Origin of the sequence: Clostridium sp. (assembly GCF_036642255.1) — a bacterium.
In the GTDB taxonomy this organism is placed as follows: domain Bacteria; phylum Bacillota; class Clostridia; order Clostridiales; family Clostridiaceae; genus Clostridium_J.
Genome location: NZ_JAVWDJ010000014.1, coordinates 23,569 through 43,587, shown reverse-complemented (window position 1 = coordinate 43,587; position 20,019 = coordinate 23,569). Strand labels below are relative to the sequence as shown.

The 20,019-nt window shown below is 26.6% G+C and carries 27 protein-coding genes; 7 read left to right on the top strand and 20 right to left on the bottom strand.

All coding sequences use genetic code 11. The features are described from left to right. Window positions 1–219: 219 nt before the first annotated feature. The 7 genes from RR409_RS09785 (at window position 220) to RR409_RS09755 (ending at window position 6,320) form a co-directional block, all read left to right on the top strand. Window positions 220–573: a hypothetical protein gene (locus tag RR409_RS09785; RefSeq protein WP_332557564.1), complete on the top strand. Its 354-nt coding sequence runs from the start codon at window positions 220–222 to the stop codon at window positions 571–573. Window positions 574–1,551: 978 nt separating this feature from the next. Next, on the top strand, window positions 1,552–1,950 hold the full coding sequence (locus tag RR409_RS09780; protein WP_332557563.1) for a hypothetical protein: 399 nt from the start codon (window positions 1,552–1,554) through the stop codon (window positions 1,948–1,950). Window positions 1,951–2,591: 641 nt separating this feature from the next. Then, a complete protein-coding gene (locus RR409_RS09775) occupies window positions 2,592–2,885 on the top strand; it encodes a hypothetical protein (protein WP_332557562.1) in 294 nt (97 codons plus the stop codon). A 186-nt stretch (window positions 2,886–3,071) separates the two neighbouring features. Beyond that, complete coding sequence (locus RR409_RS09770) at window positions 3,072–4,100, top strand: hypothetical protein (RefSeq protein ID WP_332557561.1); 1,029 nt, start codon at window positions 3,072–3,074, stop codon at window positions 4,098–4,100. Between the two features lie 288 nt (window positions 4,101–4,388). After that, window positions 4,389–4,739: a hypothetical protein gene (locus RR409_RS09765; protein WP_332557560.1), complete on the top strand. Its 351-nt coding sequence runs from the start codon at window positions 4,389–4,391 to the stop codon at window positions 4,737–4,739. 132 nt (window positions 4,740–4,871) lie between these two features. After that, entirely contained in the window at window positions 4,872–5,684 is an 813-nt protein-coding gene (locus RR409_RS09760) for a hypothetical protein (RefSeq protein WP_332557559.1), read from the top strand. Between the two features lie 30 nt (window positions 5,685–5,714). Then, a complete protein-coding gene (locus RR409_RS09755) occupies window positions 5,715–6,320 on the top strand; it encodes a hypothetical protein (RefSeq protein ID WP_332557558.1) in 606 nt (201 codons plus the stop codon). Between the two features lie 629 nt (window positions 6,321–6,949). Here the strand turns inward: RR409_RS09755 and infC are convergent. The 20 genes from infC to RR409_RS09655 all read right to left on the bottom strand — a co-directional run bounded on the left by infC (window position 6,950) and on the right by RR409_RS09655 (window position 19,722). Then, entirely contained in the window at window positions 6,950–7,450 is a 501-nt protein-coding gene (gene infC / locus RR409_RS09750; RefSeq protein ID WP_332557557.1) for a translation initiation factor IF-3, read from the bottom strand. Between the two features lie 445 nt (window positions 7,451–7,895). Beyond that, entirely contained in the window at window positions 7,896–8,186 is a 291-nt protein-coding gene (locus tag RR409_RS09745) for a hypothetical protein (protein WP_332557556.1), read from the bottom strand. Between the two features lie 159 nt (window positions 8,187–8,345). Next, complete coding sequence (locus RR409_RS09740) at window positions 8,346–8,813, bottom strand: hypothetical protein (protein WP_332557555.1); 468 nt, start codon at window positions 8,811–8,813, stop codon at window positions 8,346–8,348. 715 nt (window positions 8,814–9,528) lie between these two features. Then, window positions 9,529–10,005 (bottom strand): hypothetical protein, encoded by a 477-nt coding sequence (locus RR409_RS09735; RefSeq protein ID WP_332557554.1) that lies wholly within the window; start codon window positions 10,003–10,005, stop codon window positions 9,529–9,531. Between the two features lie 123 nt (window positions 10,006–10,128). Beyond that, window positions 10,129–10,419 carry a hypothetical protein gene (locus RR409_RS09730; protein ID WP_332557553.1) on the bottom strand — a complete coding sequence of 97 codons (291 nt, stop codon included), beginning with the start codon at window positions 10,417–10,419 and terminating at the stop codon, window positions 10,129–10,131. Between the two features lie 45 nt (window positions 10,420–10,464). Continuing rightward, complete coding sequence (locus RR409_RS09725; RefSeq protein ID WP_332557552.1) at window positions 10,465–10,731, bottom strand: AAA family ATPase; 267 nt, start codon at window positions 10,729–10,731, stop codon at window positions 10,465–10,467. A gap of 5 nt (window positions 10,732–10,736) precedes the next feature. Continuing rightward, window positions 10,737–11,279: a VWA-like domain-containing protein gene (locus RR409_RS09720; RefSeq protein ID WP_332557551.1), complete on the bottom strand. Its 543-nt coding sequence runs from the start codon at window positions 11,277–11,279 to the stop codon at window positions 10,737–10,739. Between the two features lie 105 nt (window positions 11,280–11,384). Beyond that, window positions 11,385–11,600, bottom strand: a complete 216-nt coding sequence (locus RR409_RS09715; RefSeq protein ID WP_332557550.1) for a hypothetical protein — start codon at window positions 11,598–11,600, stop codon at window positions 11,385–11,387. Between the two features lie 1,320 nt (window positions 11,601–12,920). Further along, window positions 12,921–13,343, bottom strand: coding sequence for an FAD-dependent thymidylate synthase (locus RR409_RS09710; protein WP_332557549.1), 423 nt, complete (start codon window positions 13,341–13,343; stop codon window positions 12,921–12,923). Window positions 13,344–13,367: 24 nt separating this feature from the next. After that, a complete protein-coding gene (locus RR409_RS09705; RefSeq protein ID WP_332557548.1) occupies window positions 13,368–13,544 on the bottom strand; it encodes a hypothetical protein in 177 nt (58 codons plus the stop codon). A gap of 315 nt (window positions 13,545–13,859) precedes the next feature. Further along, complete coding sequence (locus RR409_RS09700; protein ID WP_332557547.1) at window positions 13,860–14,090, bottom strand: hypothetical protein; 231 nt, start codon at window positions 14,088–14,090, stop codon at window positions 13,860–13,862. Between the two features lie 39 nt (window positions 14,091–14,129). Beyond that, on the bottom strand, window positions 14,130–14,360 hold the full coding sequence (locus tag RR409_RS09695) for a hypothetical protein (protein WP_332557546.1): 231 nt from the start codon (window positions 14,358–14,360) through the stop codon (window positions 14,130–14,132). Window positions 14,361–14,708: 348 nt separating this feature from the next. After that, the gene (locus RR409_RS09690) at window positions 14,709–14,957 is read right to left on the bottom strand and encodes an FAD-dependent thymidylate synthase (protein ID WP_332557545.1); all 249 of its coding nucleotides are present in this window, start codon (window positions 14,955–14,957) and stop codon (window positions 14,709–14,711) included. A gap of 224 nt (window positions 14,958–15,181) precedes the next feature. Next, window positions 15,182–16,093, bottom strand: coding sequence for a hypothetical protein (locus tag RR409_RS09685; protein ID WP_332557544.1), 912 nt, complete (start codon window positions 16,091–16,093; stop codon window positions 15,182–15,184). A gap of 247 nt (window positions 16,094–16,340) precedes the next feature. Beyond that, window positions 16,341–16,721: a hypothetical protein gene (locus RR409_RS09680; RefSeq protein ID WP_332557543.1), complete on the bottom strand. Its 381-nt coding sequence runs from the start codon at window positions 16,719–16,721 to the stop codon at window positions 16,341–16,343. Between the two features lie 12 nt (window positions 16,722–16,733). Continuing rightward, window positions 16,734–17,174, bottom strand: a complete 441-nt coding sequence (locus tag RR409_RS09675) for a hypothetical protein (protein ID WP_332557542.1) — start codon at window positions 17,172–17,174, stop codon at window positions 16,734–16,736. 295 nt (window positions 17,175–17,469) lie between these two features. Further along, window positions 17,470–17,739, bottom strand: a complete 270-nt coding sequence (locus RR409_RS09670; protein WP_332557541.1) for a hypothetical protein — start codon at window positions 17,737–17,739, stop codon at window positions 17,470–17,472. A gap of 482 nt (window positions 17,740–18,221) precedes the next feature. Next, window positions 18,222–18,398, bottom strand: coding sequence for a hypothetical protein (locus RR409_RS09665; RefSeq protein ID WP_332557540.1), 177 nt, complete (start codon window positions 18,396–18,398; stop codon window positions 18,222–18,224). Window positions 18,399–18,818: 420 nt separating this feature from the next. Beyond that, window positions 18,819–19,259: an AAA family ATPase gene (locus RR409_RS09660; protein ID WP_332557539.1), complete on the bottom strand. Its 441-nt coding sequence runs from the start codon at window positions 19,257–19,259 to the stop codon at window positions 18,819–18,821. After that, a complete protein-coding gene (locus RR409_RS09655) occupies window positions 19,249–19,722 on the bottom strand; it encodes a hypothetical protein (protein ID WP_332557538.1) in 474 nt (157 codons plus the stop codon). Before RR409_RS09655 ends, RR409_RS09660 begins: the two co-directional genes overlap by 11 nt. Window positions 19,723–20,019 lie beyond the last annotated feature (297 nt).

The following is a 20,019-nucleotide window of genomic DNA, read 5'->3' as shown; positions in this document are numbered from 1 at the left end:
CTTTAGTTCCATTAAAGACTGATGAAAATCCTGAGGATGATATGAATATGGATATTCAATATATGAATAATAATAGTCAAAGGCCCAGATGAGCAATAGATCCTAAATATATGCCCTTATTTGTTAAAGTCAATGCATTTAACAATCAAACGTTAATGAATAGAAATATTCTTTCGAGAGCTTTTAGTAAAGGTTTAATTACAGTAACACTATGTTAATATGGCATGCTTAGATATTAGATATAAGAATGTAACTTTTAAAATAACCAATGGGGAACAGTCAGATGTATTTAATACATCTGACTATAACCTGTTGTATGATTTTTTAACTTCTGGAAAATTACCATCGGGAGTTTATGTAGAAGGAGATAATATAGATAGAAACTCTTTATTTGAATATTTATGTAATGAATTAGTAAATAGTAAAGATAATAATGAACTATTTATTGGTTTTATAACAGATAAATCGCAAGATGATTTTATTAATAAACTTGTTGGAAATAATAGTATAGATAATATTATAGATGAGAATTCTAAAAGTTTAGATAATAATGTGCTAGTAGTAAATAGTTGAGGAGATAGTAAAAACTGATATGGATTTACAGATAAGCGGTCTATAATAATCACAGGAGATAAATTCTTTTCTAATAGGTTTGTAACTAGATCATTATCTAGTATATATGCATTAGCTAGAGCTAATCATAGCCGTACAATCAATACTATTGATTACTTATACAAGAAATATAATACACAAAATACTAATATTTATAAAAAGTTAACATGACTTTCTAATCATAGATTATTAGAACTTTTATCAAATACTTATACTCCTAATAATTCTAGATATATTCCACCGAAGGGAAAAACAATTAATAATATATTAAATAATAATATAAGTTTAGTTATTGGAGATTATATAAAGTATGAAGATAATATTTATATAATAGAATCAAATAAAGAGCTTAATTCTATTAATGTAAGAAATATATTAACTAATAATATTGAAAGTATCGATACTAGACGAATTAATATGATATATAAATCTATACATATATACCATGATAATACTATACATTATCTTATAGATAATAATTGATATATAAAAGAAAAGTCAAAATTTAATATCCTAAGTGAAGAACTTTCGGATACTCTCTTTCAGGAGTATTTTGGGATTACAGATAATTTAGAAGAACGAGTTAGTGTATATAATAATAATATTACAGGAAAATCTAAACTTGATGGAGAGCTGCTTATTAATAAATTACAAGAAGGTAGTAAAATTAGAACAGCTTCAGGAATTTATACTAAGACTAATGGTGTATTTATAAATGGTTTTGAAGATTTAGATCCTATAGAAACTATATATGATATATATATTAATAATGATAGTGACTGAGAGATAGTTAATAGATTAAAAGATTTTAATCATCATGATAATATTTTATCGCCTTCTGATCTAAGAATTATTTTATATGATCATTTTAATATTAAAGATTTCTCTAATATCAAATTCTCTTATAAGAATAACTCTCCAGTAGTTTTTGTAACATCTATGACTACTCCGAATGATACTGGACAGTTAGAGTTACAACCACAGTTGATACTAAAATATAATATACCTTCTAATTTAGATAATTATGCTGAGATAACTTTAGCGGTTAATTTTTATAATTATTTAAATACTACCATAGATATTCCATCTGAAGTTGCTGATGTAAAAAAGTTTTGGAAAGTACTACATGATGTAGTAATATTAAATAAAAAAAATCCATATATAGGAACTTCTATAGAAAATATTATTAATACTCTATCTGAAAATACTTCAGTAGATGTTAATTTACTAGATAGTACTTTAGAATCAAATAAACAACAGTTATTAGGACAAGGTCATAATGATTTAGTAGAAGAATTGATTCGGAAAGGATTATATATAATTAGTTGTGAATTATAATGGCGTGTATTATAAAAATTAAAGGTAAGGAACAGTTTAGAGAATTCCAAAGCGAGGAAGATGCTAGAGCGTGATTAGAGGAAAATAGATCTAATATTAATATTGAAGAATTTATAGATCCATATACTAATAAAAAAGAACTCTTTTTAAATTTTAAAAATTCACACGAGGCTTCAGTAGCAATAGTCAAGACTGCTAATAAAATATCGTATGAGGCTACTAAGAATACTTTATCAGTAACAGAACTCGGAGATTTTGATGTTGAAGAATATAGTAAATACTCGGACGCGCTATCACTAGGAAAAGCTCTTTCTAAGGTTAGAGTTAAGTCCAATGATGGAATATATAAAAGACTATTTCCAGAGTTTATAACTTCTAATTGATTAAATATAGTAACTCAGAATAAACTACTACAAACTATTATAGATTTTAGTGGAGAAAGCATCTCTTCTCAACAGTTAAATGATTTACGTTCTAAGGTTTTTGACGAGCTTATTATACCAAAATCGTGAGTTGAGGATGGGAAACTTCATAAAGCTAACGAGTGGTATAATATAATTAAAAAGAATTATAATGAAGTACTAGATCAGAATATTTTAGATTCTATTGATTTAGATGTGAAAAGTATAAATCAAGAGGCTATGGACATAATGTTACGTGGCGAAATAGAGCATAAAATCTTTGAATCGTTAATTAAGCATCCAAAAGAAAATGAGGATAAGATTAAAGAATTAGTTTATACGATATTTGACGATTTTAATAAAAAGTATAATTCTAGTAAATATAAAAAGGTAGAAAATCCAGAAGAAGTTATAGAAAAGGTTAAGAATGACTTTGAACGTACTTTCAAATCTTATTATAAAACTACTTTTACTGCAAAATCCAATATTGAAAAACAATTTAAAAATGCAAATCCAAGAGCCCAGATTAGCTGACTTTCAGAGCAACGTATTACAGCAGATCTGGACGAGCCTTTAGGAGATAAACTAAAGATTAGAGGGAAAATCGATGCTATCCTTATTGTCGATGGAGTTCCTCATATTATTGATTTTAAAGTATCTAGAAAAGTTTACAGTGAATGGGATAGTGCTAAACAGTTAAAAACTGATTATACATTATCTATGTATTATAGATTATTAACAAAATTAGGGCTACCTACAAATAGTTCTACTGTACATATATATAATTTTACTTTAGATTCTAATAATAATATTAGTTCTGAAGAATTAATTTCTAGAAGCGCGAATATTAAAAATAATTTTAAGTTACAAAATAATCTCGACGAGATTTTTAAAAATGTTGTTGAAGTTAAAGATATAAGTCCAAAAATATTTGAAAATGTTAATACATATATTTCTAAACTATTTGGGAATACATCTGTTAAAGGGAGAAGAGACATTTCAGTAGAGTCGATGATTGAGATGCTTAAGGGTAATCTTCAATATGCTAATGGTAAATATAGACTTAGATATACTATATTTGATAGAGAGACTGCTTCTAATAAAATAAAAACTATGAATGCTAATTCTAAAGATGAAGCATATAGTAAAATAGAATTTATTGCTAAAGATATTATTAAACTCAACGAAGAGGCCTTTTCTATTAGATATGATACGTTAATTTCAGATATGACTGATTATTTATCTGTTGGGAAAGAAATAAATGAATTTACGTCAGTACACGAAGATCCAAAGCTTGCTAATTTCTTTGGGGCATTACTTTATAAATATAAATCTTCTAATACTAAAATTATAAATTCTCAATTAGCAAAAGAAAATGGTATTATACTCTTTAAAACAGATACTGGAATAGACATTATATCTGTAAGCGCATATGATCCTTTTGCTGATTTTGATCAGACACATAAAAATCAAGATTTATTTGATACTGGAGCCTCTAAAGGAACGATTAAGCGTACAATAGGTAATGTAAATATCACTAAAACATTATTAATCGCAAATGAATTATTACTAGATTCCACAGATACTATTGATAATATTATTACTATACAACTTGGGCAACCTATAGGCCATAGAGTAAGAACTAAAGATTTAAAATATATTATAGATTCAGTCTGCTCTATATGTAATATATCTAATAACTTAACTTCTAAATTTACCGATCCTCTTACTAATGTTTTAAATAGCTGAGTTAGATATTTTAATTGAAGTAATAACATATCTATTAAGAATGGTAAAAAGTTAAATTATAGTAAGCTTGATAAGCTTTCTTCAATAGATTCGAATAAAATAGATATATTAAAAGATATTTTATTATCTGATAATCAGAGTAAGATTAATGATTTTACAGGATTTGAAAAATTAAAAGTTTCTCAAAATCTAGAAATTTTAAAGACTCTTAGAGAGATTTTAAGAACAGAATTTTATACTATATTTAACAGTGGTACTGAGGTAATAGTTTCTCCTGAGACTGTGTTAATGGTAGAAATAGAGAAAGCTATCCAGACCTATTCAGATAATGAAGTTTCTGATACATTTAGTCTAAAACGCTATTCTTTAGCTAGTGGTACGGTACTTAACTCTATGGATACACTGCCTGATGAGAATGTAGCTATTATAAGAAATGCTATTAATAGAAGTTTTAATACTATTGGTGGAAATTTTAATAAGTTTAATTCTAAACAGAGAGCTTTAGTACAAAGATTAATGGAGAGTAAAGGATATTCTAAATTTAGACAATATACTAGTGGAGATTTAGTTTATATATATGATAATTTATATCGTAAAAAAGATGAAGAATTTCCAGATTTAATATTAAAAAACCCGTGAACTGATCAAAGTTTAAATGGAGTAGAGAAAGAATTTATTATATTTACCTTATTTAATTTAAATAAACGTAAATATAATTGGAAAGTTTTAAGTGATTTAGATTCTAGTAAACTTCAAGATGTTGATTATTATATGCCATTAGTTAGAGCGGATAGTATTCAGAAATTTAGAAATGCTGATAAGAAGGTAGACTTTCTAAAATTCAGATCTCAGTTTGAGGATTTAAAAAACAAGATGGTTTCTGCAGGTGATATTTTTGAAGAACAGATTAAAGAACGACAAAATGCTGCTAATCAGTTTGAAAAATATTATAATCAATTTAGTATACGACGTAATAAAGAGATTAGAAAAGATACTATTGATAGATTAGGAGTTTCTGCATTTTCTACAGATTTAGAAACTGTTATGGATCATTTTATTATTGCCGAGGAATCTCAGCACGAATTTGATAATAATACTATTCCTTTGATTAGATCAGTACTTTATGTATCTCAATTTAATGTACATATTACTGGTAAAGATCAAAGTGTGTTTAATGAGTTTATTACTAAGAATACTAAGAATATTATTTACAATGAGTCTATAATGGATTTTGAGGTTCAAGGATATATGAAGAAATTGGCTCCGTTAAGAGCAGCAGCGTTTTTCATAGGTCTTGGATTTAATACTATGAACGTTCCGCGTGAGTTACTTACTGGATTCTTTACGAATATTCGTTCTGCTGCATTAGCTACATATGGAAAAGAAACATTTTCTGTAACTGATTATTTAAAAGCTTTTGGCATAATGAGTGGTGATATTCCAGGATTTATTAAAAATATCACTAAGATAGAGCTATTAAATGAATTTTATAGAATGTCTAATATGACAATTACTGAAATTCCTGAGCAGGTCACAACTAATAAAGTAGGTGCTTTTGCTCTGTTTAATAGATTTATGTCTTGATCTTTAACTGCTCCTGATTATTTTAATAGAATGTCTCTATTTATTGCACAGATGATACACGATGGTACTTGGGAGGCGCATGAAATAATTACTAACCATGATGGATCTAAAGAGCTTAAATATGATATTTCTAAAGATAAAAGATTTGATATGTTTGTAAAGTATAAAGGAGATATATCTAAAGTACCTAATAGCGAGAAAGAAAAATTTAATTTTCAAGAATCTTTATATAATGTAATTCTTGATGAGATAAATATAGACGCTGAAAATCCATATATATATAAAAATGGGGATATCCCTTATTTGTCAAAGGCTTATACTAATAGACAGCGTACATCTATTAAATCTTTTGCAGATACATCTTTTGGATACTATGATAATGAAACAAAAGCTATATTCTTTAAGACTGCTGTTGGACAAATCTTTAAACAGTTTATGGCATATATGTCTGGGAAAAAAGTTCAATACTACCAAGCTGGAAGTGATCAAATTGCTCGTGGTAATTTTGAACAACTTACTGATATTAGTGGTAATAGACTATGGAGAATTATAGATGCTGAAGGTAACCCCGTTGTTAAAAAGGATACTGATCTAAATAATGACGAGAGGAAAACCGCTAAGCCTATCTTAGGTTGAAAAGGAGCCTATATTGAAGGAGTTTTTCAGTCGTATATGAATCTTATTAAAGAAGTAGGCTTTAATACTTGAGGAAGTTTAACAGGAAGTGACTCTACTACATGGATGAAACTTTTTAAAGATTATAGTACAAAAGGAAATATTAGAGCTAATAATCTTATGCAGCCTTGAATAGATATATTAATTGCAAATATGATTCTTGCTATATTTAGAATTATCTTTTTTAATGATCCAGAAGTAACTGGAATAAGTTATAAGAAGCAACTAGAGCAAGCTAGCAGTCTTAAGCAAAACTTATATAGTATTATAGATAATGCAACTCGTGACTTTGATATATATAATGTTGTGAGACAAGGTTTATTCGTCTGGGAATCCCCATCATTTAGTATTTTACAGAACACTGTAAAAACATTTTGAAAAAATGCTGGAGATGACGACTTGAATTTAGCTCAGGCTACATTAATATCAGGAGTAAATACTATCGGTGCGTTACGCCCAGCACGTCCTTTAGTAAAATGATATGAGGAGTCTATAAAAGAACAATAAAAAAAATACCCCCTACTATAATCATAGTAGGGGGTATTTGCGTAGTTACATAAATATTTAAAAATTAAATTATAACAATGTTATTATTTAGGTATTAGTACCATATTCATTCTTTTTCCTTCAAGTTTAGGCATAGCTTCAACTTTTGCAATATTTTCTAAATCTGTGGCTAATCTTAATAGAATAGTTTCCCCTTGTTCCTTAAATATAATTTCTCTACCATGAAATATAACACAGGCTCGTACTCTAGCTTTAGAAAGAAGGAAGTCTTTTGCATGCTTAAGTTTAAAAGTATAATCATGATTATCTATATGTGGGCCAAAACGTAACTCTTTAGTTATTATTTTTATTTGTCCTGCTTTTAGTTCTTTTTCTCGCTTACGTTGTTGATAAAGAAATTTTTGATAATTTTGAAAAGTACATATAGATATCTGCTCGTTATTAGTATAAACAGATAGTTCAATTAAATCTGTATTATTTTCAATAGCTCTTTTCAATGCGTTGGGTAGAGAAATTAAATCGTTTTCATTCGGAAGTCTTATAAATTTTGAGTTAATTTCTTTATTTATACGATATTCTTTCATTATTATTTTTATTTCTTTGTTTTCTTCCCACTACAACATACAGTGCAAGTGGATGTTCCTGTCTTTTCATTTATATTGAAAACTCTTTTAAATTTTCCATAGGTTATATCCTGGAATTTATGTTCAATGTTATTTACAGAACAGTTTGTACAGTATTTTATTTCTGAATTTGCCATTATATTAAATAATAATAAGTTATACTTTTACATGCATAAAATAAATCCTTTAATGTGCCATTATTTTCTAATAACATATTATATTTCTTAGTATTTAATAATTCTTCTAATTCCTTTTCTGACGCATGGAGACCCGCAGTATGCCCACTTCTTACTATATGTATAATATATGTATTATATCCTGAGTTATATACTGTTTGATTTTCAATTGCAAATCTTTGATCTGAAATTATTAAATTATTATACTTAGTATTTAAAGTAGTATGTATTCAAAGTTCGTTTCCAAAGAATTTTCGTATAATATCCGTTCCAAAGAATTGTAGTATTTGTCTAACAGATAATGTATATTCCGTAGCCACATTAAGATTATTACGTTTTAATTCTCGATTAAAAGATTTATCAGTTAAAGTGTTAGGAACATCTTGTTTATTAGCATCTAATAGTTGATATGTATTAAAGTTAAAATAGTAAAATTCTTTAAAATCTCTATTTTCAAACATACTAACTTCAATATTCATCATAGTAGATAACATTCTTTTTAAACTATCTGCATATTTCACAATTCTTCATTTATGCATTATTGGTTTGAAATTTAGTAATTTAGCAAGCCAGTATATATGCATTCAAAAAGGAGTATTTAACATATAGTTAATATATTTAGCTACTTCATCTTTTCCAGTGGCTTTATACCCTTGTATTGCAATAATATTTTTCACTGATTATTCAATTATTAATTTAAAAGTAAGCTCCAGAGAAGAGAAACTTTTTTCATATCTAGATAAAATTGATGACATTAATTCATTTTTAATTTTAGATATGACCACTTTTTTAACATATTTTCTATCATCATTAGAGATATTTTCATATAGTTTATTAATTATAACTTCAAACGAAAACGTATTTAATTTTTTTATACTTAGACCTAAAGAATTTAAAGTTTGTTGAAATCCAATAGATCTAGAAGTAGGATTAAATTTAATATGATTCCAATTGTTTGCAATGATTATACCAATAGAGCCTTTGAAGTTACTAAGATTATAATTAGATAGAAGTTTTAAACCCATACTAATTATGGAACTGTCAGTAGAAGACAACATCTTATCTAAAGTATCTATATCCTCATTTGTAGGGCTTTGTAAATTATTAGATATAAGTTTATCTAATTCCGTATCATAAGTAAGTAGCATATATTTTGTAGATAAATTATTAATAAATTCCGTATCATCTCTATTAAGAAGAACTACCTTACCATAATATATTTTTTTACTATCATTAGGTAATATTCCAGAATTAATTAATACTTGCCCCCAAGTATTAATATTTAGTATTTGATCTCCTAAATAGTTGTTAAGAAGTATTTTAAACTTTTTAGTCTGATCGAAATTATGTAAATAGTCTATTAAAAAGTCTATAAAATAATAACAATTATTTGTAGCAGAGAATAATACTAGGGCATCTTTAGAAGAATCTGTATAAACTGATGAATACCCTTTATAAGTATTAAATTTATGAGGACTGATAATTATAGAGTCTGCCTTAGATGGATCAGTACATCTTTTAATTTTAGTTAATTCACTTACTTTAAATCTTGGATATTTACAGAATTTATCAAAATACAGTGTTTTAAACGTATTTGGGCTAGCTGGATTTATTTTACTAATAATTTCATTATGTATATCATCGGAGTCACCTAAATAAATTCCTTTAGCCGTTATTGGAGATTCTATATTACGGTATCGATATTCTCATAACTTATACGTATCTTTAAAAGACTCATTATATATAGTAACTCCTAAAGGAGCTAGTCCTATATAGTCTTTAAGATTGGCATTTTCTATAGGTGGATATGCTCTACATACTGAAATATACTTTATATCTACGCTTGTGGTAGTAAGTATCATATTATATTAATTTTTTAACAATTTTTGGATTAAGAAGCAGTTTATTACATCTACCAGGATATTTCTTATTAAGTGTTTTTACTAAACTGAATATAAGATCTTCACTAAGAAGAAGTTTGTCATTATCGATAATATTAATTATACGATTTGTAACTAAGTCAGTCTTAGCTCCTTCTTTTTCAAAATATGCAATACTATAATTTATAAATCGCGTAGTAATAACTGATGCGATATCTGCTCTATATTTATTATTATCATATAGCTGTGTCTCAAGAGTTGTACTAACATATTTCCAATCTTTATGAATAAGGTCTTCTGGAGATAGAAGTTTATCTAACTTATTAGCAATAAATGTAGTAAATAATCCTCCTACGATATCATCATCGTCTAAAAAACATCCAGACGATATTTGAAGAATTCGTACAAGATTTTTAGGATTGGACCAATCTTTAATTCCAGAAATAATATTTGCAAACATAGTATAATTACGAGCATTAACTTTTGCAATCTTTGCTTTAGAACGATCGGTTAGTTCATCTCCATATAAGAGAAGAAAATTTATAGATCTAGAGTCAAGTCCCTGACTCTCAGCATATTTTGCTCAATCATATTTATCAAACTTAACATTAAAAGATATAAATCTACTAGCTTGTGCTTCATCAAGTGAATTTGTATTATATCCTTCATCGGGGTTAGTAGTTAATATTACTGTAGTATTTGTTGGTAATTTCCAAGAGATGTACTCTTGTTCGTATGTTATCTGCATACAGGCTTGCAAGACGGCAGGTGTAGCACGCGTGTAATCATCTAAAACACAGAGAGTTGGCTTATTTGGATCTAAGCCTTTAAGCCATGCTGGGATAGCATATCCCATTCTAGTCTCATCTGTCATTGAATATCCAGCTTTTATATAAGCTTCTATAAGTTCTCCAGTAATTCATGTGCAGTCTCCATCTTTACAGACATAATGTTCTTTTATAGGCCATCCGCATAATTCTGCTGGATCAGAGAGCTGGGCAAGAGAAAGAAATATAAAATTAGCATTCATCTCTTTAGCTAACTGTCGAATAATTGCAGTTTTGCCAACGCCTGCATTTCCACAGATATTAATAGCAATTGGATATTCTCCATTTTTTTGTAACTCTATATTATTAGCAACAATATAGTTTATAATTGGTTTTACTTCTCCTAATGTTAATTCCATATTTTTTACGGTATAAAAATAGTTTGTCCTGGATATTTCTGAGATTTATTCCCATTATTTGTTATAATCCAGATTAAATTTTTACAATAAGGTAATTTAAAAGTAGAGAGCCATCCATCAGTAAATAGTACGCAAGAGCTAAATTCCTTATGTTTATTATAATATTCTAAACCATCGCTCATGTCAGTGCCTCCACGTCCTTTAAATTCTATCTTTTGATTTTTTGAAAATTTAAATATTTGTGTAATCTTAGTATCACATTCTACTATAGTTATATTGACTCCAGTTTTATGAATATGCGTTATTTCTGAGAAAAACTCCTCAAAGTTTTTCATATTTATAGACCCTGATGTATCTATAATAACACAAATATCGGGTTTTCTTTTAAGCTTAATTCCTCTAGATTCGGGAATTCTTTTAGAAGGCCGCAGTCTAGTAAGCTGTATATCAGATGTAATAGTATTCCCAATAACTCTTTTAAAGTAGTTTCTCCAATTAAATATAGGAGGCATATTTTGAATCTTCTTTAAAATTTCAATAAGTTCCATAGGAATTCTTCCTGCCTGCCTAGTAATAGTTTCGGTAGTTTCCTTAAGTTTAGATTTTATTTGATTTTCATATAGTTTACATTCTGCTTCTGATGCGTCTGTAGGTCACATACTATGATCATCAATTTCTGTAAAATTATTCAGCTCTCCATTTTCTTTACATTTATCAGGATTATTTTTTGCAAAGTTTTGAATTTCATTATAGTAATACCAAGATCCAGCACAAGCTTTTAGTGATTTTCCGAGTATATCAGATAAATCAGCAAGAGTTACGCATCCCTTAGGTAATCCTGTGATATTCTGATTAATTTCACAGTCCATGGCTATATTCATATTATGTTTATTATCGCATTTAAAATTATCTGTTAAATGAAAAAAACATATGTGCATAAGCTCATGAATAAGACAAGCAATTTGTTCACTATTATTTAGAGTATCTCAAAAGCTTTTATTTACATATAGTGTAAAATTAATACCATTTGGGCCAACGGCTGCGGTTTTAACTGAATGTTTATCATCTACGATCTCTTTACATAAATTCAGTAGGAAAAAACCATAGAACGGCTCTCGAATAAGTAATTCTTTTGCACTTTTTATAAGTTCCATAAGACATCGTCATTAGTAAGTCACTGTTTAAATGTTAGTTTTACAATTCCTTTTATAGGACTATCTAACATTTTATATTCATCATCACATTCATAAAATATCCTAGGATTGTCGGAGTAATTAGACCAACAAATTCCAGGATATTCATTAGTTAAACAATATTTTCTCATTAGTGTTGTTTACAATAAATTATACCTTGATACTTACTGTCGTAACAAAGCTTACATATACTACAATCCCCTTTACATTTAACAGAGTTATTAGGTAATTGTTCATATTGTACTTTGTCTATACAGAAAAATCAACGGTGTGCTTTGATTTTTGGAGATGAAGAATTAACTATAAAATTAACTTTTTTAAAGTTTAAGTCTTCTCTACAAGTGTAACAGTAGGTTTTAATATTAAAAACTCTATATGACCATAGTGATATTTTTGATCATCTCTCTATAGATTGCTGATTAGGGAAATCACCCGCCTCATTAAGCCTTATATACTTAATTTTAACAGGGGAATTAAGTATATAGTACATTAGCATTTCCTTAATATCTTCATCATTTCAAAGATGCATATAAGACTCTATTAGTAGATTTTTATTTAGATATGCTTTGTAAATACGCTCACACTTTTTGGCATAACATATTTTGGCACATCTACATAATCCTAGTCATTCTGAAGGGCAATTAATAGCGGATGTAATATTTACTATAAGTGTTTCTTTAGGAAGCTTAGTGTTTCCATAAGAAAATATCTGCATATTACCTAAATTTCATTTCTTTTGTATCTTTAAAATATATTTATTCATATTTATCTATTCAATTTCTCGGTTAATATCGAAAAAGAAAATTATCTAATACTTTCATTTTATCTTTAGGTGCTTTAATATTAGTACTTTCAATTATATCTTGTTTTACCTTAGTTATTATATCAAATCTATTATCATTACAAACATCATTCATATATTAATAATTTATAATTCGATTTTATTTTTAAATTCTTTAAAATACTTTCTTTGCCAGGATCGTATCGCTTTCTTATTTAAATATAATTTATTTTTATAAATTCCTTTTGAAGAGATCTTGCTAGTTCTTGGGCGGTAGGATGAGCATCTTTTGCAGTTCTAAGTTTAAAGAATCCTTTCCATTGATTAATTGTTCCAGTCATTACTAATTCTGTTTTAAGAGAGTTAGGAAGTACTGACCTAGCTTGTTGAGGAGTCCATTTATTATGTAGTAGAGTAAGATAATTTTTCTCAGACCAAGCTATTGATTGTAAAAAGTTAGATGTATTTGCATCTTCAGATTTCTGCCACCCATCTATATTAGAATCATAGTTATAGAAAGAATTATTTGAAATAGTATCTATCCAACTAGGAATAATAAAAGTAAGTTCCTTTCCAAACTTATCTTTACTATAGTTACAATATCTTGTACTTTCTTGAGCAAAAGAAAATACTCTCAATTTGTTATGTATAAGCTCTTTATCTTATACTCTCCTCTTTTCAGAGGAGTATCGGACTATATCATCATCCATTTCTGGATGCTCCGCACTCGTGTCTAATTTATATTCTAATATAATTGCTTTTATATCCATAAAACCTAATCCAGTTTTCTTACGAATTGGTTTAAGGTTTTCTAAAGTAAAATCATTAAAAGATACCATTTAATAACTTCATCCTTTTAATATTTATATAATTCTATTCTCATATTAGTTTCATTAGTTAGTCTCTGAACCTTCACACTTTGTTAAAGGTGCGCTTGGCTGCTGATTAGCGTGATTTAATACTTTATTACAAAATTCATATAGTTCATTCATAGACATAATGTGTTTGCTAAGATTAGCTTGTTTATTAACTCATTGCACATTTCCTTCAATATATGGGAGATTAGAGTCTATTCTATCTAAACTTGCTACTTTTATATCTGGAATAGAGTCTCCAGTAATAGCACACGTCCTATTTTGTGATTCATATAAATCTCATAGATATTTTTGAGAAACGTTAAACTTAATATTTCTTCTTGTAGCTATTCTTTTCATTCTTCCAAATTTATCTGCATCTAATTCTTCTACAATACCGTTTTTAATCTTAGAAATTATTCCTCGATTAATCCCTGCACATTTCTGACATTTCTGTGCTTTATTAGGATTATAGAATTCGTTAGCATTCATTAATCTTGTATTACCACAGTCACATTGAACTTCATACATAACTTGTCTATTTTGTATGATAGGATTAGATACGATTGTTCAACTTTTAGACTTAGTACCATTAGGAATGATTATTCTTCTATTAACTGCGATGCAGGATTTACAACTATTGGTTCTCCCACTAACTAGATCTGAGGAAGCTACTGATTGCTCTTTTCCACATTCACATCTACACTTTACATATCTATGATCGTTATTGACAATAACTGTATTATCAATAACTTGCCACCTTCCAAATTTTTGTCCATTTTCTAAGTTAATACCTTTCATATTCTTATATATTTAATATTTACAAATATACGAATATTTCTTAAGAAATGCAACGATTGTATTAAATTTTAGCCTTCCAGCAATTCACGGAGTTTATTTTTCATAATATTACTATTATGCGACACAAAGTATTTTATGTCTTACAAATTCATGGGAAACGCCTCTATCACATATAAACTTTACAGAGATTCTCTTTTCATGAAATTCTGTAGGTTCAGTTAAAAACTCTAAGTCATCTAGTCAACCATTCTCAACAAGAACTCTATAGTTTGTGTTTATATAGGCATTATAGCCATCCTCAGAAGCTACAGAGTGGTGATTATGAACATACTTAAAGTAAATAGACAATCAACAGTTCTCTTTTTCTGATCTTCCTTGCCATTCTGCTGGTACAATAAGATACACGGTACCATGCTCTAACATAGCAGTGTGACCTCTATCTATAATCATCTTTACAAACTTATCTGCAGAATTATCTGTAATAGATTCTTCACTCTTATAACATGTACGAGACGCATATTCAATAGATTTATATATATCTTTAATAGTATAACCCGTTGGATTAAGTATCTGATAAGATGTTTTTATAAGTTTCATTATTAATATTTGATTTATATTTTTCGAAATATTTGATTTCTACTTTTAGTTTTGCTTTTATAGCATCTCCTTTATTAAATAACTATCTAAATTTACTTTTTGATTATTATATTAAATTTTAGTATATCCTTTATTTCAATCTTTTTATATCTTTCTTATAATATCAAATGTATTATTGTTTAGAAGTTAAACATATTTATTTATAATTATTTAATATCTATTATTTAAAATAATTTTAATTGTTTATATTTAAATATAGATATAATTTTTTGAGCGGCTGATATATAAAAAGAATAATTAATATTTGATGGTAATTCTGCTTTATTATCAATAGTATTCATAATAGTAACTCCAGAATCCGTTAATAACTTAATATATTTATAACGTCTTCCTTTACTATCTATTTTACATTTATATAACCATGGGCCGTCTATAGATACATAATATCTATTAATACGTTGTATTAATTTATTATCGTATTCAATAGAATATTCTTTACTAACTTTTTGATATGTTATAAATTTATTAATATCATTACAGTTATAAATTGTATCCGTAACTGGTATATTATCCGCTAAATATTTATTAATAGCTTCTGGTATAATAATAGCATCCATACCTTTACCTAACTTAACTTTATCTATAAACATACCCTTAGTTTTTAGAAAACTAGGGTTTTTAGTTTTAGAATAGCCTTCTTTAATTGCTAAATAATCATTAATAGCAAATTGATACATTGCTTCAAAACGATCTTCTTCTAAAACTAATTTAGTTAAAGATTCCCACTCTTTACATATATTTTTAAACTCAACATCTTTATCTTTAGGTCTTAATACAAATAGACCATCTGTATTAGCTTGTACAATTGTACATCCTAATTTAACAAAGCTTTCGGCTAGCATTAATAATAATAATTGTCCATTAATTCTAATTTGCATTACAGTTAATGGAGAATAACAAAAGTTATACTCATTTTGTAGATTTCCAGATAAACCGTTTAATGCTAATTTTAAAGTTTCGTTTTTAACTTTATTTCCTTTATGTTTAGCTTCAATACGTTCATCTTTAATTTGTCTATATACATCTAAGAATTCTCTTCCTAAATGTGGGGGATAAAATTTATATTCTATAATCATACTAGGATAAAGAGAGGCTACATCAACATCACTAAGTATTTGACTTTCAGTTGGTATTATTTCTTCAGGTTTGTTAACAGAGTGTATCTTTTTGTTATCGTAAAGGCTTTTTATCCTTTACTTCTTATGTTATTGTAGTTCACATAAGTTCGGCGTACCTTTTCAGTATTACTACTGTCGAGAACTCTTGGGAGAATTATATTTATTCATCTCCTACGCTCTACACTACTTTATAGCCTTTCGTAATCTATAAAGTTAGCACGGGGTTATAGTATTTTCTTTTTAGATAATACTTACAATTTAGATTATTCGTAAAATATTCTTCTATAAATCTTTTTCCACCATATAAAGTTAAACTATAGTACTTACAAGTCTTTCCTTGTATTTCTTTTAGTTTATACTTGGTAAAATATTTATAGGTTTTAAAGTTATATAGTATTTGTTTAGCAAAGTATTTAGAATTTAAACATATTTGAATATGACCTTTACCAATATAACCATCTCCATCAATTATTCCTCTTATAAGATGTTTAAATAAGTTATGTTGTACTACATATTTTGGTAATAAAAAGTAATTGTCATAAGTTTTTCTAGGTCTAATATTATATTTATTTAATATATCAAACATATGTTTAGAACTTCATCGTAAACGTACTTGCGGTTTTCTATATTTAACTCCATTTTGGTTATTATAGTATTCTAAAGGCTTATTGGGAGAAATTTCTTTCTGAAATAATTTTATAACATCTTCATCGTCAATAGATACATTAATCATAAATCTATAACTTTCAGAATATTTTTTATTGTTTTTAAATTTCTCTTCTAACTGTAAACATCCGTCTGCAATAAAATATCCTAACAGATAAAATTTAGATTCGGAATCTAAATTATCAAAAAAATTATCATTTATTAAATATTTAAAACGACGTTTAACGTTTAGACAATATTGTTTACATAGTTCTCCTAATCTTCTTTCAGGAATATTAATTATTTTACTAATTTCTTTTAAATTTAATCCGCTAGCATTAAGCTTTATTATTTGTTGTGGATTAAATTTTTCTAAATATTTTTTATTTCGCATAATTTTGTATTTTAGTTATTAAAATACAAATATACTAATAATTTTCTAAATATACAACTCCTTCCCCGTATTTTCTCGATTAGGAGGCATACATTTTACCTCCAACCCCAACAGTATATTCTAAATTATCAAATATAAAATGTTTTTCATATCCTTTACGCCCAGGAGAAACTGTTTGTTTTTTCATGTCTTCTAATACATTTTGTAGTATAGATGAATTAAATTTAACAAATGGAAGAATTATATCTTGTAATGAAATAAAATCGCAAGGAGATCGTAAGTCTTTAATTTGATTTCAAGTTTGTCTGGTTTTTTCAAGATATTTTTGAGTAATAATTTTCATACCAATATTAACACCATCTTTATTAAGTACTTTTGTATTATACTCGTCTTCAATGGCTATTCTTAAATCTATATCTTTTTTACATCTATTTAATAATTCTTCAGTAGAGTCAACATCGTTAATATTATATTTAATCATATTAGGAATCTCTGATGCAGATAAATATGCTTTAAAATCACCTTCGAATTCTTGAACTGTACGAAATTGCATTGTTACTTGCATTTCTTTTAGTCCAACACGAAGTTTTTGTGAATAAAGCATAGTTAATAAATCAAGAGTTTCAAAATATACTTTATACTTTCATTTTGTTCAAGAACTAAAATTAGTATCAGTAGACTGGATTATTTGATTACTTAAATTAAACAAAGATGTACATATATTTAAATATGACATCTTTAACATTTTTTTATGAAAATCAATTATATAATTAATAATAGGATTATCATAATGAATATTATTATATCCGCAAAATATTTTATCGGTTTGAAATTGTAAAGTAGTAGTATAATTTAGCTCTCCGATACCAGATTTATTTTGATGTTTAATAGTTCAAAATAAATCTACAAGTTCTTGAAGATTATTTTTACGTTCAGATATTTCAAAAAACAGACGCTCACCAGTCTCAGAATTTTTTACAGTACAGTGAAATACATTAGGAAAGATTTCAATATCATAAACATATACAATTTTATTTCTAATTAACATTATATTTCATCATATGTAACTTTAAATATATCAGGTTTGCATGAATAATAATCATTCAGTTCATCTCTTATGATATAATCTCCAATAGAAGCTTTTATTATACTATTAAAAGTTGGAATACCTAATGCATTATTATCTTCATAAGTATTAATATAATGCAGTAATGGCTGCCCCACAAAACTTGAAACCTCTTCAAAATTATTACCTATATATTGGATAGCTTCTATTATGATTGACTTTTTTTTATATTTCTTTATCATTATTTATAATATATATTTTATTAAAATTACTCTTATTAATTTAGATTTTATACTAATTTTAATAAAATAAACTACTAATTATTATAATTAAATATAATAAATTCTCTTGTATAACTAGATCGTTAAGCCTACATAAAATATTGTATATCTTTATATAAATTGTATATATTTTTATCATCTATAAGTTGTTTTAGTACAATATTCTTAATAAAATAAAATATTATATTATATTGATCTAATTAATTCTTATTGTTAATTAAGTATATATAATTTTCAAAATCAGTATACTTTATTAATTATTATATATAAGAATGTTTTACTATAAAATATTTAATATTAGATCTCATCTAATTCGCTAGCTAATATATCTGGATAATATTTTCTATAAAGCATTCTAATATTATCCTCACCAACATGTATCGCTCTGTTTTTATCTCTTTTAATAGCCTCTTTATATGGAATAATAAATTCTTTATATTGAAGCTTTATGTTGAGTTTATAAGCTAATGCTTCCCATTTAATTTTAGTTTTATGATTAAGATTAGTAGAGTCTATAATAACATTATAATTATTTACTAAAGCCTTCTCAATCATTAATTCTTCATAAGAATTAATTAACGCTTCTCTTGAGAGTGCCCAGTAATTTCCACACATTAATTTAATATCTTCACGACTAATTCTAATCCATGTACTTTTATCTTTTATAAATTCTTTTGCAAAAGTTGTTTTCCCACTTGCTGGGACTCCAATAAGTACTAATAATATATTATCTCTCATTTAAACTCATTTTATACATAGGCTCTATAGTTGTTAAAAAGGCATTAAGAATTTTTTTATGATCATATACTTTATGAAATACATCTGGTCTATTTACTTTATATTCCTTAATAAATTGCATAGCCCATAGACATTCTTGTATTATTTCAGAAGGGGTATCTATAGATAAAATAAACTTTCTAAATGTTAACAAGTTAGGTATATTATAGATATTTAAGTATTCTTTAATTTTATAAGCTCTAGATAGAGTAGAACAAACATAAGGAAGAAAACTTCCATTATTCATTCTTAGAAACCAATCATCTAAAGAAAACATTCTAATATTATTTTTATCTTGAGTTTGGATATCTCCAATTATTATATATTGAATATTATCTGGATATGCATAAAGAGAGCAAGGAATTTTATATATAAATTTAATATCCTGACTCTTTTTTAATTCTTGTAATTCTTTTTTAGTCATTATAAGTACATATTAAATTTACTAAGTTTACGATAAAGCGTAATCTGTTTCATATGAATCTTTTCGTAAACATTCTTAGCGCTCTCTAATTGTTTTTCTAATTCTAGTATTTTGGCTTTTTCCAATCTTATCTTAAACATAATTTAATACATATTTTCTATTTTAATAAATATATATAATATAAAGTTATTAAGTTCTATACTAAATATCGTACATAAAGTAATATATATATTATTACAAATAGTATAAATATTATAATGTAAGCAGTATAGTAATAAATTATTAATTATATCTAAA

Excerpts from the sequence above, each read along its gene's own strand:
- RR409_RS09785 (WP_332557564.1), top strand. The coding sequence starts at position 220 with ATGGCATGCTTAGATATTAGATATAAGAATGTAACTTTTAAAATAACC.
- RR409_RS09780 (WP_332557563.1), top strand. The coding sequence starts at position 1,552 with ATGACTACTCCGAATGATACTGGACAGTTAGAGTTACAACCACAGTTG.
- RR409_RS09775 (WP_332557562.1), top strand. The coding sequence starts at position 2,592 with ATGGACATAATGTTACGTGGCGAAATAGAGCATAAAATCTTTGAATCG.
- RR409_RS09770 (WP_332557561.1), top strand. The coding sequence starts at position 3,072 with ATGTATTATAGATTATTAACAAAATTAGGGCTACCTACAAATAGTTCT.
- RR409_RS09765 (WP_332557560.1), top strand. The coding sequence starts at position 4,389 with ATGGTAGAAATAGAGAAAGCTATCCAGACCTATTCAGATAATGAAGTT.
- RR409_RS09760 (WP_332557559.1), top strand. The coding sequence starts at position 4,872 with ATGCCATTAGTTAGAGCGGATAGTATTCAGAAATTTAGAAATGCTGAT.
- RR409_RS09755 (WP_332557558.1), top strand. The coding sequence starts at position 5,715 with ATGTCTCTATTTATTGCACAGATGATACACGATGGTACTTGGGAGGCG.
- infC (WP_332557557.1), bottom strand. The coding sequence starts at position 7,450 with ATGAAAGAATATCGTATAAATAAAGAAATTAACTCAAAATTTATAAGA.
- RR409_RS09740 (WP_332557555.1), bottom strand. The coding sequence starts at position 8,813 with ATGCTACTTACTTATGATACGGAATTAGATAAACTTATATCTAATAAT.
- RR409_RS09735 (WP_332557554.1), bottom strand. The coding sequence starts at position 10,005 with ATGTTTGCAAATATTATTTCTGGAATTAAAGATTGGTCCAATCCTAAA.
- RR409_RS09730 (WP_332557553.1), bottom strand. The coding sequence starts at position 10,419 with ATGACAGATGAGACTAGAATGGGATATGCTATCCCAGCATGGCTTAAA.
- RR409_RS09725 (WP_332557552.1), bottom strand. The coding sequence starts at position 10,731 with ATGGAATTAACATTAGGAGAAGTAAAACCAATTATAAACTATATTGTT.
- RR409_RS09720 (WP_332557551.1), bottom strand. The coding sequence starts at position 11,279 with ATGGAACTTATTGAAATTTTAAAGAAGATTCAAAATATGCCTCCTATA.
- RR409_RS09715 (WP_332557550.1), bottom strand. The coding sequence starts at position 11,600 with ATGGACTGTGAAATTAATCAGAATATCACAGGATTACCTAAGGGATGC.
- RR409_RS09705 (WP_332557548.1), bottom strand. The coding sequence starts at position 13,544 with ATGGTATCTTTTAATGATTTTACTTTAGAAAACCTTAAACCAATTCGT.
- RR409_RS09700 (WP_332557547.1), bottom strand. The coding sequence starts at position 14,090 with ATGTATGAAGTTCAATGTGACTGTGGTAATACAAGATTAATGAATGCT.
- RR409_RS09695 (WP_332557546.1), bottom strand. The coding sequence starts at position 14,360 with ATGAAAGGTATTAACTTAGAAAATGGACAAAAATTTGGAAGGTGGCAA.
- RR409_RS09690 (WP_332557545.1), bottom strand. The coding sequence starts at position 14,957 with ATGAAACTTATAAAAACATCTTATCAGATACTTAATCCAACGGGTTAT.
- RR409_RS09685 (WP_332557544.1), bottom strand. The coding sequence starts at position 16,093 with ATGATTATAGAATATAAATTTTATCCCCCACATTTAGGAAGAGAATTC.
- RR409_RS09680 (WP_332557543.1), bottom strand. The coding sequence starts at position 16,721 with ATGTTTGATATATTAAATAAATATAATATTAGACCTAGAAAAACTTAT.
- RR409_RS09675 (WP_332557542.1), bottom strand. The coding sequence starts at position 17,174 with ATGCGAAATAAAAAATATTTAGAAAAATTTAATCCACAACAAATAATA.
- RR409_RS09670 (WP_332557541.1), bottom strand. The coding sequence starts at position 17,739 with ATGCAAGTAACAATGCAATTTCGTACAGTTCAAGAATTCGAAGGTGAT.
- RR409_RS09660 (WP_332557539.1), bottom strand. The coding sequence starts at position 19,259 with ATGAGAGATAATATATTATTAGTACTTATTGGAGTCCCAGCAAGTGGG.
- RR409_RS09655 (WP_332557538.1), bottom strand. The coding sequence starts at position 19,722 with ATGACTAAAAAAGAATTACAAGAATTAAAAAAGAGTCAGGATATTAAA.